The following is a 15,317-nucleotide window of genomic DNA, read 5'->3' on the forward strand; positions in this document are numbered from 1 at the left end:
GAGGGCGGTATGGCACAGCGTGGTGCGACGTTCGTGGGGCGGGACGACGAGCTGCGATGCCTCGGCGAGGAGTTCGCGCGCGCCTGCGCCGGTCTGCCCCGGCTGGTGGTGGTCGAGGGGCCGGCGGGGATCGGGAAGACGACGCTGATCCACCGCTTCCTGGCGACCTGCGGCGCAGCCCGCGTCCTGTACGCCGACGGCGACGAAGGCGAGGCGCTGATCCCGTACGGCACGCTGATCAGGTTGTTCGGCGACGCCCTCCCGGCGCGGCTCGCCGCGCTCGACCAGGCCGATCCGCTCGCGGCCGGGGCGGCGCTGCTGGACGTGGTGAGCGAGCGGCAGCAGAGCGAGCCGCCGCTCTGCCTGATCGCGGACGACGTGCACTGGGCGGACGCGCCGACGTTGCGCGCGCTGACGTTCTGCCTGCGCAGGCTCCGCGTGGACCGGGTGCTGGCGGTGCTCGTCCTGCGCGAGGCCGCCCTGCTGCCGGGGCCCGAGGGGCTGCTGCGGCTCATCGCGGCCGACTCGACGCGCCGGCTGCGGCTGACCGGGCTGGGCGCGCGCGAGGTGGCGGCCATGGTCGACGGGCTGGTCGGCCGTCCCGGCGGCCGCACGGGAGGCGGCGGTTCCGGCGGCCGCACGGGAGGCGGCGGTCCCGGCGGCCGCACGGGAGGCGGCACGGTGTCGCCGGGGGCGGTGGCACGGCTGGTCGCGCACACCGAGGGCGTGCCGCTGCACCTGCGCGCGCTGCTGGAGGAGGTGCCGGTCGAGGCGCTCGACGACGTGACCCAGCCGCTGCCGGCGCCGCGCTCGTACACGATGCTGGTGCTGGCCAGGGTGGCCAGGTGCGCGCCGCCGGTGCGTGAGCTGGTGCGCGCGATGAGCGCGCTGGGCCAGTCGTGCCCGCTGCACCTGGCCGCGCGGGTGGCCGGGATCGACGAGCCGCTGCAGGCTCTGGAGGAGGCCGTACGCGAGGGCGTCCTGCTGGAACGGTCCTCGGCGCGCGGTCCCGTGGCGGCGTTCGCGCATCCGCTGATCAGGGCCGCCGTCTACCGCGACCTGGGGCCGGCGCAGCGCTCGGCGCTGCATGCCCGGGCGGCGGTGGTCGCCGACGGCGAGCAGGCGCGGCTGCGCCACCGCGTCGAGGCGGTGGCGGGCCCCAGCCCGGCGCTGGCCGCCGAGCTGGCGGAGCTGGGACGGGCGCAGGTACGGCTCGGCGCGTTCGGCAGCGCGGCCGAGCACCTGAAGGCGGCCGCGGAGCTGTCGGGCGACCCGGCTGAGATGGATCCGCGGCGGAGCGAGGGCATCCCGCTCAGCCCCCCGGGCGAAGCCCGGCCGGCAGGAGCGCCGCCATCAGGGACGCCGCCATCAGAAGCGCCGCCATCAGAAGCGCCGCCGTCAGGAGCGCCGCCGTCAGGAGCGCCGCCGAGTGGGGCGCTGCTCGCCGCCGAGGCCGTGGAGGCGTTGTTGCTGGACGGGCGGGTCGAGGAGGCCACCGCGCTGGCCGCGAACCTGCCCGAGCAGGCGCACCCGGCGGTACGCGGCTACGCGCTGGGCCACCTGGCCATGGTGCGCGGCGACGTCGATGCGGCCCGCGCCCACCTGACCACCGCCTGGGAGTGCGCTGGGCCTGCGGAGTCCGGTCTGGCGGCGCGGGCGGCGCAGCAGCTGGCCATGCTCTGCCTGGTCAAGGCGGAGGGCGGCCAGGCGGCCCGGTGGGCGGAGCGGGCCAGGAGCTCGCCCGGCTACCGCTTCAGCATCGACTACAACCGCTACACGTACCTCACGGGGCTGGGCATCTCCGGCGACATCGACGCCGCGCTGGAGTCGGCCAGGGATCTGCCGCCGCCGGCGTCGGCGTCGATCGCCGAGCTGGACGCGCTGCTCGGCCGCGGCCTGCTGCGTACCTGCAGCGACGACCTGGTGGGTGGCCTGTCCGACCTGTCGGGCACGGTGGCGGCCTGCGGGGCGCGCTCGGTGCCGTTCCGCATGCTGGCCATGGCCATGCTGGGGCAGGCGGAGTACCGGGCCGGCCGCTGGGACGACGCGTGCCTGCACACCGAGACGGCCGCGTCGGTGGCCGACGACGCCGACCAGCGGTGGTTGTCGCCCATCTGCCATGGGCTGGCGGCGCTGGTGCCGGCGGCGCGGGGCGACTGGGCGGCGGCCGAGGCGCACGTGGCGGCGGCCCTGGCGGGGAGGGTCTCGGTGGCGGCGCTCGCGCAGTCGTGCAGCGCCGCCGCGCACCTGGCCGCCGCCAGGGGCGATCACGCCGGCACGGTCGAGGCGGTGGAGCCGCTGCTGGCGGTGAAGACGCACGACATCGTGTACGAGCCGGGCATCGTCCAGTGGCTCGACCTGCTCGTCGACGCCCTGGTGGCGCTGGGCGAGCCGGACCGGGCCGAAGCCCATCTCGCGGACGCGGAGGCGCTGGCCGGGCGGCGCGGCCGGCGTTCGGCGCTGGCCGCCGCGGCGCGCTGCAGGGGCGGCCTGCACGCCGCGCGCCACGAGGCCGACCTGGCCGACGCCGCGTTCTCCGCCGGTCTCGAGCACGCGGCGGTGGCGGGGCTACCGTTCGACGAGGCGCGGCTGCGGCTGGCGTACGGGCGATTCCTGCGCAGGGTGGGGCGGCGCAGGCAGGCCCAGCGGCAGCTGGAGCGGGCGCTGGAGCTGTTCACGCGGCTGGGCGCGGCGCCGTACGCGGAGCGGTGCGAGCGGGAGCTGAGCGGGCTCGGCTGGGTCCGCGTCGAAGCCGCCGCCCAGGCGGAGCCCCGTCACGAGGAGCCGGGGAGCTCGCCGCTGCTGCTGCGGCTGACGCCGCAGGAGCTGGCGGTGGCGCGGCTGGTGGCGACCGGGATGACGAACCGGCAGGTGGCGAGGGAGCTGGTGCTGAGCGTGAAGACCATCGAGTACCACCTGGGCAACGCCTATGCCAAGCTCGGGGTGAGCTCGCGGGTGGCGCTGACCACCAAGATCATGAACTGACGGGTTTGGACGGATTGGCGGCCGTGACCTGCTGTTCTGACCATTCGTCCAGCCGTGCGGTGATGGGTGGGGGAATCCATGCACCATGGGGGCCGTGAATCTCAACGGCCGCAAATTCGTGATGGTGAGCTCGACGGCGAGCGTGGTGGACCCGGACACTCCCACGGAGTTCCTGTACTGGGAGGCCGACGGGGTGGTGTGGGGCAGCTACGCGGGTGACACCGTGACCCACGGGCGTTTCGTCGGCACCCGCGACGGCGACCAGGTGTCGATCGCCTACGCGCACGCGCTGAAGGCCGGCGGGACCGCGGGCGGCAAGAGCAGCAGCCGCGTCGAGGCGGGAGACGACGGGCTGCTGCGCCTGGTGGAGGAGTTCACGTTCGACGGCGACGACACACCGCACGTCAGCGTGTGCGCTGAGATCCCGGATTGACGGCTCCGTCGTGAAGGCGGAACGGCGACGCCTTTGCCGGCGGGCGGGAGCCGTGGGATCATCTGGTGACCCTAGGCCCGCCGCGCACCCGCCGCACGAGGTCCTCGGCGGCCTCCGGCCACTGAGCGTGGTCGAAGGTGAAGCCCGCTTCGAGCAGGCGGCGGGGGACGACCCGGCGGCTCTTCAACAGGAGTTCGGTGTCCGAGCGCAGCACGAACGCGCCGAGCTCGGCCATCCACTTCGTTGCGGGCAGGCCCACCGGAACACCCCACGCGGCACGCAGCACGCGCATGAACGTGCGCTGCGGTAAAGGACCGGGGGCGGCGAGGTTCACCGGCCCGGCGAGGTCGTCCCGGCCGGCCAGGAACTCGACGGCGCGGACGAAATCGCGGTCGTGGATCCAGGACACGTACTGCGCGCCGCCCGCGATCGGGCCGCCGAGGCCGAGCCGCGCCATCCGCAGCAAGGCGTCGAGGACGCCGCCGCGATCGGGACTCATCACCATGGCAGCGCGCAGGGCGACCTTGCGCGTGTTCGGGGTCTCGGCTCGCTCCTGCGCCCGCTCCCACGCTTGTGCGATCTCGACGCTGTAGGCCCAGTAGCCCGGCACGCCGGGCTCGGCGCCGCCGAGCACGCCGGTCGCCTCGTCGTTGGGCGCGTCGAAGCGGTGGGAGTAGACCGTGGCGGTGCTCATCTGCAACCAGACCCGGGGAGGCCGCGCGGCGGCTGCGATCGCCGCACCCACGACCTGGGTGGAGTGCACCCGCGAGTCCATCATGGCCCGCAGGTTGGCCGCGGTGTAGCGGCAGTTGACGCTGCGTCCGGCCAGGTTGATCACGATGTCGCTGCCGTCGATCTCCGCCGCCCATGGACCCAGCGTCGCGCCGTCCCAGCGGACTTCACGATCGCGCACCGGCCGTCTGGTCAGGACCACGACGTCATGGCCTGCGGCGGTCAGCGCGCGATCGAGGATCGTGCCAACCTGCCCCGTGCCCCCGGGTATCACGATCTTCATCAGGCTCCCCCCAAGGTAGGCGGGACGAGCCTAACGCAGCGCGTTGAACACGTTCAAAGGAGGGTTGCTCAAGCCGTTCCCGCTCAGTCGTCCTTCTTGAGCGCGGCCCGGCCCTCGGCCGCGCCGACGAAGCGCATCTTGCCGAGCGGCACGTCGCCCTGCGCCTCCTGGGCCGGGCGCGAGCTCCGGCGGGCCTGGCCGGCCTGCCGGCCGTCGCTCGGCAGCACGTACGGCCGCTTGAGCACCTCGTCCAGGATGAAGACCGTCTCGGTGGCCTTGACCGCCGGGATGTTGGCCAGCCGGTCGGTGACCATGGAGTGCACCGCCGCCACGTCCGCCACCCGCACCTGGATCATCGCGTCGTGCTGCCCGGTGGTGATCGCGCAGTACTCCACCTCCGGCATCCTCGCGAGCTCGGCCCGGAACTGCTTCCACATCTGCTGGCGCACGGTCACGAAGATCAACGCGGTGATGCCGAGCCCGGCCCGCACGTGGTCGATCTCGGCGGTGAAGCCCTTGATCGCGCCATCCGCGCGCAGCGCCTCGAAGCGGGTGTAGGCGTTCGCCCGGGAGATGCCCACCCGTTCGGCGAGCGCGGCGACCGAGATCCGGCCGTTCTCGCGCAGGACCTCGAGGATCTTCATGTGGATGTCGTCCAGCTCGAGACCGATGCCGATCCGTCCAGGTTGACCGGTGCTGCTGACGCCATTTCTGGAAATTTCACTCATCATTACCTCACTGACCTTTATATACGTCTAGCCGACCGCACGGTGCCTGGACGTTCTGCCGCACAATCCTCGACATCCTTCTGCCGAACGTCCAAATCCTTGGAGGACCCCCATGGCGACCCGCTCGCAGACGGCGGCTCTGCTGCTCGCCGCTGCGCTCACCCTCGCCGCCTGCGGAAGCGGCGGCGGAACCGCTCAGTCGCCCGCGGCCTCCGGCGGCAAGACCCTCGTCATCGACACGTCCTTCGACCTCAAGACGGCCGACCCTGGCCGCACGTACGAGCCCACGGGCCTGATCGTCGGCAAGGCCGTCTACGAGACGCTGCTCACCTTCGACGGCGCCGACGTCACCAAGCCGGTGCCGGCCCTGGCCGAGTCGTACGAGCTGAGCGAGGACGGCAAGACGCTGACGCTGAAGCTCAAGCAGGGCGCGACGTTCGCCGACGGCGCGCCGGTGACCGCGGACGACGTGGTGTTCTCGCTGACCCGCGTGCGGGACATGAAGGGCACTCCGTCGTTCCTGCTGGACGGCGTCGAGGTGGCCAAGACCGACGACACGACGGTCACGCTGACGTCGAAGGCGGCGAACCCGGCGCTGCCGTACATCCTGCCGAACCCGGCGCTCGGCATCATCAACAGCAAGCTCGCCCAGCAGCACGGCGCGACCACGAACGAGCAGGACAAGGCCGAGCAGTGGCTGAACTCCGCCTCCGCGGGGTCCGGACCGTACACGATCGAGTCGTTCAACGTCAGCAGCCAGGTCACGCTCAAGGCGAACCCGAAGTACTACGGCGCCAAGCCGGCCTACGACAAGGTCGTGCTGCGTAACGTCGAGGCCGCCACCCAGAAGCTGAACGTGCAGCGCGGCGACAGCCAGGTGGCGCTGAACCTGTCCGGCGACCAGGTCGCCGGCATGCCCGCGACGCTGCAGGTCAAGAAGACCGCCTCGGCGAACGTCATCTTCCTGCTGGCCAACCAGGACTCCGCGATCAGCAAGACCACGCCGAACGCCAAGTTCGTCGAGGCGGTGCGCAAGGGCGTGGACTACGCGGGGCTGCTGGAGCTGGCCGGCGAGGGCTCGACCCAGGCGCCCGGCGTCATCCCGTCGCAGATCCTCGGCGCGCTGCCGCCCGACCAGGCCGCCCAGCGGGACGTCGAGGGCGCCAAGGCGGCTCTGGCCGCCAGCGGGCTGTCGAACCCGACCGTGAAGCTGGAGTACCCGAGCGAGCTGACCGTGAACGGGCTGTCGTTCCAGCCGCTGGCCGAGCGGATCCAGGCCAACCTCAAGGAGGTCGGCATCACGGTGGACCTGCAGCCGGCGCCGGTCACCACGGCGCTGGACAACTACCGCAACGGCAAGGAGGAGATGGGCCTCTGGTACTGGGGTCCGGACTACCCCGACCCCAGCGACTACCTGGCCTTCCTCCCCGGGAAGCTGGTCGGGCTGCGGGCCGGCTGGAAGGCGGGAGCCGCCAAGGAGATCGAGGCCGCGGGCGACAAGGCCGCCACCACGATCGGCGACGACGCCCGCAAGACCGCCTACGCCGACGTGCAGACCAAGCTCAACGCCTCCGGACCGTTCATCCCGCTGATCCAGCCGAGCCAGAACATCGTGACGGCGGGGTCGGTGACCGGGCTGGAGTATCACCCGGTGTGGACGGTCGACGTCGCCGACCTCGGCGTGAAGTAAGGGGTTCCCGCACGTGTCCGACACCCCGGACGCCGTCAAGGCGACGCGGCCCGAGGGGCTGAGGCCGGGGCGGCGGCAGGCGCATCCGCTGGCGCGGTTCCTCGTCCGCCGCATCCTGCTCGCCGTCCTCATGGCCTGGGGCATCACGCTCGTCACGTTCGTCCTGACGAACCTCGTCCCCGGCGACCCGGTGGCCGCCAACCTGGGCCAGCGGGCGCTGGGCGACCCGGCGATCGTGGCCCAGTGGCGGGCGGAGCACGGCCTGGACAAGCCGCTCTGGCAGCAGTACCTCCTCCACCTCCAAGGGCTGCTCCAGGGCGACCTGGGCACCAGTCAGCAGAGCCACCGCCCGGTGAGCCAGGACCTGGCCGAGTTCGTGCCGGCGACGCTGGAGCTGGCCGGGGCGGCGATCCTGGTGTCGCTGGTGCTGGGCGTGGCGTTCGGCGTGATCGCCGCCCTGCGCAGGGACCGGCTGCCCGACCACGCGCTGCGGCTGCTGAGCCTGGTCGGCATCTCCGTGCCGACGTTCTGGCTGGCGCTGATCGCGTTCTACGTGTTCTTCTACCGGCTGCAGCTCACCCCGGGCAGCGGCCGGGTGGACGCGGCGCTCGGCTCGGCGCCCGCCGTGACCGGGCTGCAGACGGTGGACGCGCTGCTGGCGGGCCGGTGGGACATCTTCACCTCCGCCGTCGGCCACCTGATCACCCCCGCGCTCGTCCTGGCGCTCTACACGATCGGGCTGCTCACCCGCTTCACCCGGTCGGCGGTGCTGGAGGTGCTCGGCCAGGACTACGTCCGCGCCGCCCGCGCCAAGGGCCTGCCCGGCAGAGTGATCCTCTTCCGGTACGTGCTGCGCTCGGCGCTGGTCCCGATCATCACGGTGGCGGGCCTGGCCTTCGGCAGCCTCCTGTCGGGGACGGTGCTGGTCGAGGCCATCTTCGCCTGGCCGGGCGTCGGCCAGTACGCCTACAAGAGCGCCACCACCCTCGACCTGCCCGCCATCATGGGCGTCGGCCTGGTCGTGGGCGTCGTCTACCTGGTCATCAACCTGATCGTGGACGTCCTGTACGGCGTGATCGACCCCCGAGTGAGGCTCCAATGAGACGCCCCTTGTCGAGCCGGCTCCCGGAGGCGTGGCGGCAGCCGCTGGCCGTCGCCGGCGGCGTGCTGGCGGTGGCCTGGCTGGTGATCGCGCTGGCCGCGCCGGTACTGGCGCCGCACGACCCGCTCGCGCAGGACCTGCCGCGGCTGGCCGCGCCCGGGCCTGGGCACTGGTTCGGCACCGACCAGCTCGGGCGCGACATCCTGAGCCGCGTCATGTACGGGGCGCGGGTGTCGATCCCGCTGACGTTGCTGCTGGTGGCGCTCTCGGTGCTGATCGGCGGCCTGCTCGGCGCGTGCGCCGGCTACTTCGGCAGGTGGGTGGACGAGACGATCATGCGGGTGGCGGACCTGGTGTTCGCGTTCCCGACCGTGATCCTGGCCATGGTGGTCGCCGCGGCGCTGGGCGCGAGCCTGGCGAACGCGGTGCTGGCCGTCCTGGTCGTGGCCTGGCCCGCCTACGCGCGCGTCACGCGGGGGCTGGTGCTGGGGGTGCGGGAGCGGGAGTTCGTGCTGAGCGGGCGGCTGCTGGGCTTCTCGGTCTGGCGGTCGTTGCGGGTGGACGTGCTGCCGAACGTGACAGGCCCCGTGCTGGTGCTGGCGACGCTGGACATCGGCACGGCCCTGCTGTTGTTGTCCGGGCTGTCGTTCCTGGGCCTGGGGGCCAAGCCGCCGTCTCCCGAGTGGGGGGCGATGGTGGCCTCGGGGGTGGAGGTGTTCGACAGCTGGTGGGTGGCGACGTTCCCGGGGCTGGCGATCCTGACGGTGGTGCTGGCGTTCAACTTCCTCGGCGACACGCTGCGGGACGCGCTCGACCCCCGTACCGCCCGCGCGATCAAGGAGCGTGCGCTGTGATGGCGCTGGACATCGCCGGTCTGACGGTGACGATCGGCGGCAAGGAGATCCTGCGCGGCGTCGACCTGCGGCTGGAGCCCGGACGGGTGCACGGTCTCGCCGGCGAGAGCGGGTCGGGCAAGACCATGACCGGGCTGGCCGTCCTGGGGCTGCTGCCGCACGGCGCGCGCACCTCGGGCACGATCCGGCTCGGCGAGCGGGACCTGCTCACGCTGCCGCCCAAGGAGCTGAACCGGGTCCGCGGCGGCGAGGTCGCCATGGTCTTCCAGGACCCGGCCACCAGCCTGCACCCGATGCTGACGATCGGGAAGCAGCTGACCGAGCACATGCGGCACCACCTGGGACTGGGCAAGGCCGAGGCCAGGGCACAGGCGGTGGAGCTGCTGACGAAGGTCCGCATCCCCGGGGCGGAGGAGGCGTACCGGCGTTTCCCGCACCAGTTCTCTGGTGGGATGCGGCAGCGGATCGCGATCGCCATCGCGCTGGCCTGCTCGCCCAAGGTGCTGATCGCCGACGAGCCGACGACCGCGCTGGACGTGACCGTGCAGGCGGGCGTGCTGCGGCTGCTGCGCGGGCTCTGCGACGAGCTGGGGCTGGCGGTGCTGCTGGTCACCCACGACCTGGGGGTGATGTCGGCGGTCGCGGACGAGGTGAGCGTGATGAAGGACGGTCTGGTCGTCGAGTCGGGGCCGCGGGGCCGGGTGCTGCGCGAGCCCGCGCACGCCTACACCCGTTCGCTGCTGGAATCCCTGCCCGAGGCGGAGGCCCGATGAGCGAGCGCGGCGAGCGAACAAGGGACCACGTGACGCTGCTGAGCATCGACGACCTGGTCGTCGAGCACCGCTCCCCCGGACGTCCGGCCGTGCGGGCCGTGGCCGGGGCCAGCTTGGAGGTCGCTCCCGGCGAGGTCGTCGGGCTGGTCGGGGAGTCCGGGTGCGGCAAGTCGACGCTGGCCCGCGCGGTCTGCGGGCTGAACCCGATCACCGAGGGCTCGATCACGTTCGAGGGGCGGCCGGTCACGCCGCTGGGCCTGCGGCGCAGGAAGCTGACCGGCATCCAGATGGTGTTCCAGGATCCGTACACGTCGCTGAACCCGCGGCGGCGGGCGGGCGACCAGATCGCCGACGGGCTGCGGACGGCGCGCGACACCAGCACCACGCCCGCCGACCTGCTGGAGCGGGTGGGGTTGCCGCGTGACTTCGCGGGGCGGCACCCGCACGAGTTCTCCGGCGGGCAGCGGCAGCGGGTCGCGATCGCCAGGGCCCTGGCCGCCCGGCCGCGGCTGCTGATCGGCGACGAGCCGATCTCGGCGCTGGACGCCTCGGCGCAGTCGCAGGTGGCCAGGCTCATGCGGGACCTGGCCGTGGACTCGGGGGCGGGGCTGCTGTTCATCAGCCACGACCTGTCCGTGGTGCGGGTGATCGCGGACCGGATCGCCGTCATGTACCTGGGCAAGATCGTCGAGGTGGGGCGCACGGAGGAGGTGTGGGCCGAGCCGCGGCATCCGTACACGCAGGCGCTGCTGAAGGCCATTCCCCGGCCGGACGGCATGGGCGTGCTGCCGGCGGAGTTGCCCGGGGACGTGCCGGATCCGGCGAATCCGCCAGAGGGGTGCAGGTTCCACCCCCGGTGCCCGTTCGTGATGGACGTGTGCCGGGTGAAGGAGCCGGACTTCGGGCCGGTGGCCTGCTGGCTGCACGAACCGAAGTGACGCCGGGGCGGGCCGAGGCGCGGCTGCGGGCCGTGCGGGCGGCGATGGACGAGGAAGGACTCGACGCCCTGGTGTTGCGGCCGTCGCCGGACTTCCGCTTCCTCGGCGGCGAGGAGTCTCGCGGCACGCCCGACGGTGCCGCCTTTCTCGTGGTGACGCGGGACACGATCGCCGCGACCGCCGACCCGGCGGTGCTGGTGCCGGAGGGGGCGCGGCGGGTCGGGGTGGACGCGGAGATGCGGGTGCGGGAGCTGTTCGGGCTGGCGATCGAGGCCGAACTGGTGCCCGCGTCCGCCGTGCTGGCCCCGCTGCGGCTGCGTAAGGAGCCGCACGAGATCGCCGCCATCGGGCGGGCGGCCCTGCGGGCCGAGGAGGTGCTGCGGCAGGCGCGGGAGCTGGCCTGGTTCGGCGCGACCGAGCGGGCGATGGCGGCCACGCTGCGGATGCTGGCGCTGGAGTCCGGCTGCGAGGAGGTGCTGTCGCTGCGGGTGGCGGCCGGCGAGCACACGGCTCGGCCCGCGCACCTGCCCGGCGCACGTGTGATCAACCCCGGGGACGCGCTGCTGGTGTCGTTGTGCGGGCGGTGGGACGGCTACTGCGCGGAGGTGGCGCGGGTCTTCGCGGTGGCGGAGCCGCCCGAGGACTTCGAGGCCATGTACTCGGTGGTGCTCGCCGCCCACGGCGCGGCCCTCGCGGCGGCCCGGCCGCCCGCCCCGGCCGCGGACGTCGCGCGGGCGGTGGGCGAGGTGATCGACGGCAGCGGGTACGGCCGCTTCGCCGCCGCGCGCACCGGCCGGGGCGTCGGCCTGGGCCCGGACGAGGGACCGCGGCTGAGCGAGGGCACGCCGCTCGCGCCCGGCATGACGTTCTGCCTGGAGCCGGCGATCTACGTGCCCGAGCTGTTCGGGGCGCGGGTCGCGGACGTGGTGGCCTGCACGGACACCGGCCCTGTGGTACTGACGTCGGGACCGCCCGCCCTGCACGTGCTGGAGCGCTAGCGAGGACACGGCGGCCCCGGCCATGGCATAACGTCGCTGTTGACCGGGGTTGCGCGGTGCGGACCCGGGAACGGCCTAGGCGTGGGCACGACCTACAAGTTGTGGAGAGCATGTGAAGATCAGTGGAGTTGAGCTGCGGCGGATCGCGATGCCGCTGGTGGCGCCGTTCCGCACCTCATTCGGCACCGAGACCGCCCGCGACGTCCTGCTGGTGAAGGTCGTGACGCCGGACGCCGAGGGGTGGGCCGAATGCGTGGCCATGTCGGAGCCGCTCTACTCCTCCGAGTACGTCGACGGCGCCGCCGAGGTGATCCGCCGCTTCCTGCTGCCCGCCCTGCCCAAGAACCTGGACGTGCACGACGTCGGCCGCGCGCTGGAGCCGATCAAAGGCCACCGCATGGCCAAGGCGGCGCTGGAGACGGCCATCCTGGACGCGCAGCTGCGCGCGGCGGGTGAGTCGTTCGCCCGCTTCCTCGGCGCGGCCCGCAGCCGGGTGCCGTGCGGGGTGTCGGTCGGCATCATGGACTCGATCCCGCAGCTGCTCGACGCCGTCGCAGGCTACCTGGACGAGGGGTACGTCCGGATCAAGCTGAAGATCGAGCCCGGCTGGGACGTCGAGCCGGTCCGGGCCGTGCGCGAGCGGTTCGGCGACGACGTGCTGCTCCAGGTGGACGCCAACGCCGCCTACACCCTGGTCGACGCCCCGCGCCTGGCCAAGCTGGACGCGTTCGACCTGCTGCTGATCGAGCAGCCGCTGGCCAACGACGACCTGGTCCAGCACGCGAAGCTGGCGCAGCTCCTCAAGACGCCCATCTGCCTGGACGAGTCGATCGAGTCGGCCGAGCACGCCGCCGCCGCGATCGCGCTCGGCTCCTGCTCGATCGTCAACATCAAGCCGGGCCGTATCGGCGGCTACCTGGAGGCGCGGCGCATCCACGACCTGTGCCGGGCGAACGGGATCGCCGTGTGGTGCGGCGGCATGCTGGAGACCGGCCTCGGCCGGGCCGCGAACGTGGCGCTGGCGGCACTGCCGGGGTTCACGTTGCCGGGCGACACGTCGGCGTCGCGGCGCTACTACGCGACCGACATCACGGAGCCGTTCGAGCTGGCGGACGGGCACCTGGACGTGCCGGCCAGGCCCGGGATCGGCGTCGAGCCGCTCCCGGACGTGCTCGACGAGGTGACCACGGCCACGGAGTGGATCAGTCTCTGAGCTTCGGCGTCGCCCGGGCGCCCAGGTGGACGTACGGGGAGCCGTCGGGCAGCTCGTAGAACACGGCGGCCGTCCAGTCGGGCGAGCCGCCCATCCTGCACAGGAACGTGACGTCGTCGACGGAAACCAGCCGGCTCTCCTGGGGTTCCTGCTGGAGAAGGGCGGCGACGGGGCCCGTGGCCTCGTACCGCAGCCAGGGCTCCCCGTCGCGGATCGACACCGTGAGCCGGACGCCGGCCCGCTCGTAGACGCCCGCGTAGCGCCCGGCGTCCACGTCGGCGGGCTGAGCGGAGGGGGCACGGTCAGGCCGTCGAGCTCGGCGAACAGCTCCCTGGCCAGGGCGCGGGCGAAGGCGTTCGCCTGTCCGCCGTTCGCGGTCGCGCAGACGACGGTGCCGGTGTCGGGGACGGCCCAGAGCATGGCGTGCTGGCCGATGGTGTTGCCGCCGTGGGACAGGACGCGGTGGCCGTCCCACTCGTCGCGGATCCAGCCGATCCCCCACTGCTTCCACGTCGGCGGGGCGGGCGCAGATCAGCCCGGCCGGGCCCGTGGCCCGCATGAGCCCCCACTGCGGGGCGGGCTCGCCGCCCTCCCGGTGGCCCATGGCGGCCCGGAAACGCAGCACGTCCTCGGGCAGCGTCCACGTGTGGGTCAGGCCGAGCGGCTCGGCGATGCCGTCCCTGAGCACGTCGTCCCATCGTTTGCCGGTCAGCCGCTCCAGGACGCGGCCGGCGATCACGAACCCGGAGTTGCAGTACGACTGGGTGGCGCCGAGTGGATGGTTCTGGGTCAGGCCGGCGCAGGCCTCGACATACTTCGCCACGCAGTCGTCGCCGCGTCCGGTGTCGAGGAAGAGGTCGCCGTCGATGCCGCTGGTGTGGGAGAGCAGGTGCCGGATCGTGACCGTCTTGGTGAGCCGGGCGAGTACGTGCTGGTGGTGCACTACGCCAACGCCGACCGCAACACCGGGCACGCCTACAACACCGACGTGATCAGCCGGTTCCTCGACATCACCGAGACCGGCGGGGCGACCACCCGCGGCGTGTTCCGGCACAACTACGCCTGGGACACCTTCTGGCCCCAGGCCACCCCGCTCACCCTGACCACCGCGAACGGCCCGCTCGTCCTCGGCAACGCCACGGCGTACGGGCCGGACGTCGACCGGCTCGAGCTCGCCCGGCTCGTCCTCAAGGTCGACAACAGGTCGCGGAGCTGACCCTCGCCGCGCCCGCCGCCCACCGGCGGCGGGCGCGGCCCGGACTCTGCTCAGGGCGTTCCCGGGCGGCCGGCACCTGTAGCCCGCCGAAGAGCGCACACGGCCTGCTCACCAATTGGTGAAGGCGCCGTCGCGGGCACGCAGGTGGGGGCGTTCAGCGGCGACGGCCTGATATTTCCGGGCTTCGACCCGGTCGATGTCGACGCCGAGGCCGGGGAGGTCGGGGACGTCGAAGCGACCTCCCCGAACCTCGGGCCGCGCGGTGAACACGTCCGGCAGCTCGGGCGGGGCTTGGTGTTCCTGCACTCCGATGTACGGCGAGGCCAGGTTCAGCTGGAGCGACGAGGCCGCCGTCACCGGGCCGAGCGGGTTGTGGGTGGCCAGTTTGACGTAGTGCGTCTCGCACAGGGCGGCGATCTTCCTGGCCTCGGTGAGCCCGGCGGCCACCGCGACGTCCACCCTGGCGTAGTCGATGAGATCCTGCTCGATGAGCCGCTGGAACTCCCATTTCGACCCGAACTGCTCGCCCGCCGCCAGCGGCACCGCCGTGCGGGATCTCAACGACCGGTACACCTCCAGGCTTTCGCACCGCAACGGGTCCTCCACGAAGTACGGCTTGGCCGGCTCGATCTCGCGGCACAACGTCACGGCCTCGGGCAGGTCGAGCCGCGTGTGCACGTCGAGGATCAGCTCCACCTCATCGCCCACGGCCTGCCGTACGGCGTGGAACAGCTCGATGCCCCACCGCATCGACGCTCGCTGGTCCAGAGTGCCGTCCCGGTCATGGGGCACGGCGAAGCGCAGGTGCCGCCAGCCGTCCGCGACCAGCGACCGGGCCCGGTCCAGGAACGCGTCGAGGTCGTAGTAGTCGTCCCCCAGATGCGCATAGGCGGGGACGTGATCACGCACCCGCCCCCCGAACAGGTCGTAGACCGGCACTCCCAGCGTCTTTCCACGAATGTCCCATAGCGCCACATCGATGGCGGCGATCGCGGACGACAGGATGCGATCGGCGGGGAAGAAGCCCCGGCGGAACATCACCTGCCAGAGGTGCTCGATCCTGGCGGGATCCTCGCCCAGCAGCAGCTCCCCAAGGTGCTCGATCGCCCCTGAGACCGCCTTCTGCCGCGAGCGGATGCCCACCTCGCCGATGCCGTGCACCCCCTCGTCGGTGTCGACGACGACCAGCATCATGCTGTCGCCGTGCTCGGGCAGGGTGAGCACTTCCCAACCAGTGATCTTCACAGATGAACTCCAATGAGAACGTTACCGGGATTCTCAGGAACTCAATCATGCACGGTCTCGGCGAGGATGGCCAGATGCCGATTTAACACTCTGGTGACTGCGAAGAAATGCCCTTGACGCTTCCGGG

General features: G+C 72.6%; 14 protein-coding genes. 10 read left to right on the forward strand and 4 right to left on the reverse strand.

The window, feature by feature from the left end:
- Together ETD86_RS59005 and ETD86_RS06510 are read left to right on the forward strand one after the other, a co-directional pair.
- Window positions 1-2,985 (forward strand): helix-turn-helix transcriptional regulator (locus tag ETD86_RS59005; RefSeq protein ID WP_211369862.1); only part of this gene is annotated, 2,985 nt, incomplete at its 5' end.
- Between the two features lie 94 nt (window positions 2,986-3,079).
- The gene (locus ETD86_RS06510; RefSeq protein ID WP_246147698.1) at window positions 3,080-3,418 is read left to right on the forward strand and encodes an avidin-fold protein; all 339 of its coding nucleotides are present in this window, start codon (window positions 3,080-3,082) and stop codon (window positions 3,416-3,418) included.
- A gap of 58 nt (window positions 3,419-3,476) precedes the next feature.
- Here ETD86_RS06510 and ETD86_RS06515 read toward each other — a convergent pair whose 3' ends face one another.
- Together ETD86_RS06515 and ETD86_RS06520 are read right to left on the reverse strand one after the other, a co-directional pair.
- Window positions 3,477-4,433, reverse strand: a complete 957-nt coding sequence (locus ETD86_RS06515) for a TIGR01777 family oxidoreductase (protein ID WP_138665187.1) — start codon at window positions 4,431-4,433, stop codon at window positions 3,477-3,479.
- Between the two features lie 83 nt (window positions 4,434-4,516).
- Window positions 4,517-5,164, reverse strand: a complete 648-nt coding sequence (locus ETD86_RS06520; protein WP_342779230.1) for an Lrp/AsnC family transcriptional regulator — start codon at window positions 5,162-5,164, stop codon at window positions 4,517-4,519.
- A 109-nt stretch (window positions 5,165-5,273) separates the two neighbouring features.
- Between ETD86_RS06520 and ETD86_RS06525 the strand changes: the two genes are divergently transcribed.
- The 7 genes from ETD86_RS06525 (at window position 5,274) to menC (ending at window position 12,729) form a co-directional block, all read left to right on the forward strand.
- The gene (locus ETD86_RS06525; RefSeq protein ID WP_138665189.1) at window positions 5,274-6,851 is read left to right on the forward strand and encodes an ABC transporter substrate-binding protein; all 1,578 of its coding nucleotides are present in this window, start codon (window positions 5,274-5,276) and stop codon (window positions 6,849-6,851) included.
- Between the two features lie 13 nt (window positions 6,852-6,864).
- Window positions 6,865-7,953, forward strand: a complete 1,089-nt coding sequence (locus ETD86_RS06530) for an ABC transporter permease (protein ID WP_246147702.1) — start codon at window positions 6,865-6,867, stop codon at window positions 7,951-7,953.
- Entirely contained in the window at window positions 7,950-8,807 is an 858-nt protein-coding gene (locus ETD86_RS06535) for an ABC transporter permease (protein ID WP_138665190.1), read from the forward strand. Before ETD86_RS06530 ends, ETD86_RS06535 begins: the two co-directional genes overlap by 4 nt.
- A complete protein-coding gene (locus ETD86_RS06540; protein ID WP_170222910.1) occupies window positions 8,807-9,580 on the forward strand; it encodes an ABC transporter ATP-binding protein in 774 nt (257 codons plus the stop codon). The genes ETD86_RS06535 and ETD86_RS06540 overlap by 1 nt, the downstream gene beginning before the upstream one ends.
- Window positions 9,577-10,518 carry an ABC transporter ATP-binding protein gene (locus ETD86_RS06545; RefSeq protein ID WP_138665192.1) on the forward strand — a complete coding sequence of 314 codons (942 nt, stop codon included), beginning with the start codon at window positions 9,577-9,579 and terminating at the stop codon, window positions 10,516-10,518. Before ETD86_RS06540 ends, ETD86_RS06545 begins: the two co-directional genes overlap by 4 nt.
- Window positions 10,515-11,516 (forward strand): M24 family metallopeptidase, encoded by a 1,002-nt coding sequence (locus tag ETD86_RS06550; RefSeq protein WP_138665193.1) that lies wholly within the window; start codon window positions 10,515-10,517, stop codon window positions 11,514-11,516. The genes ETD86_RS06545 and ETD86_RS06550 overlap by 4 nt, the downstream gene beginning before the upstream one ends.
- Before the next feature lie 112 nt (window positions 11,517-11,628).
- Window positions 11,629-12,729, forward strand: coding sequence for an o-succinylbenzoate synthase (gene menC, locus ETD86_RS06555; RefSeq protein ID WP_211369863.1), 1,101 nt, complete (start codon window positions 11,629-11,631; stop codon window positions 12,727-12,729).
- On the opposite strand, the gene ETD86_RS06560 is transcribed toward menC, so the two are convergent.
- Complete coding sequence (locus tag ETD86_RS06560; RefSeq protein WP_170222911.1) at window positions 12,719-13,672, reverse strand: serine hydrolase domain-containing protein; 954 nt, start codon at window positions 13,670-13,672, stop codon at window positions 12,719-12,721. The two genes, menC and ETD86_RS06560, sit on opposite strands and share 11 nt — an antisense overlap.
- On the opposite strand from ETD86_RS06560, the gene ETD86_RS54875 reads away from it, so the two are divergent.
- A complete protein-coding gene (locus ETD86_RS54875; RefSeq protein ID WP_170222912.1) occupies window positions 13,658-13,945 on the forward strand; it encodes a carbohydrate-binding protein in 288 nt (95 codons plus the stop codon). The two genes, ETD86_RS06560 and ETD86_RS54875, sit on opposite strands and share 15 nt — an antisense overlap.
- A 108-nt stretch (window positions 13,946-14,053) precedes the next feature.
- On the opposite strand, the gene ETD86_RS06565 is transcribed toward ETD86_RS54875, so the two are convergent.
- Window positions 14,054-15,190, reverse strand: coding sequence for a mandelate racemase/muconate lactonizing enzyme family protein (locus tag ETD86_RS06565; protein ID WP_138665195.1), 1,137 nt, complete (start codon window positions 15,188-15,190; stop codon window positions 14,054-14,056).
- Window positions 15,191-15,317: the final 127 nt, after the last annotated feature.

The organism is Nonomuraea turkmeniaca, from assembly GCF_005889735.1.
Classification (GTDB): domain Bacteria; phylum Actinomycetota; class Actinomycetes; order Streptosporangiales; family Streptosporangiaceae; genus Nonomuraea; species Nonomuraea turkmeniaca.

Bases quoted from the DNA above. Each gene is read 5' to 3' on its own strand.
- ETD86_RS06515 (WP_138665187.1), bottom strand. From the start codon at position 4,433: ATGAAGATCGTGATACCCGGGGGCACGGGGCAGGTTGGCACGATCCTC.
- ETD86_RS06520 (WP_342779230.1), bottom strand. From the start codon at position 5,164: ATGATGAGTGAAATTTCCAGAAATGGCGTCAGCAGCACCGGTCAACCT.
- ETD86_RS06540 (WP_170222910.1), top strand. From the start codon at position 8,807: ATGGCGCTGGACATCGCCGGTCTGACGGTGACGATCGGCGGCAAGGAG.
- ETD86_RS06545 (WP_138665192.1), top strand. From the start codon at position 9,577: ATGAGCGAGCGCGGCGAGCGAACAAGGGACCACGTGACGCTGCTGAGC.
- ETD86_RS06535 (WP_138665190.1), top strand. From the start codon at position 7,950: ATGAGACGCCCCTTGTCGAGCCGGCTCCCGGAGGCGTGGCGGCAGCCG.
- ETD86_RS06525 (WP_138665189.1), top strand. From the start codon at position 5,274: ATGGCGACCCGCTCGCAGACGGCGGCTCTGCTGCTCGCCGCTGCGCTC.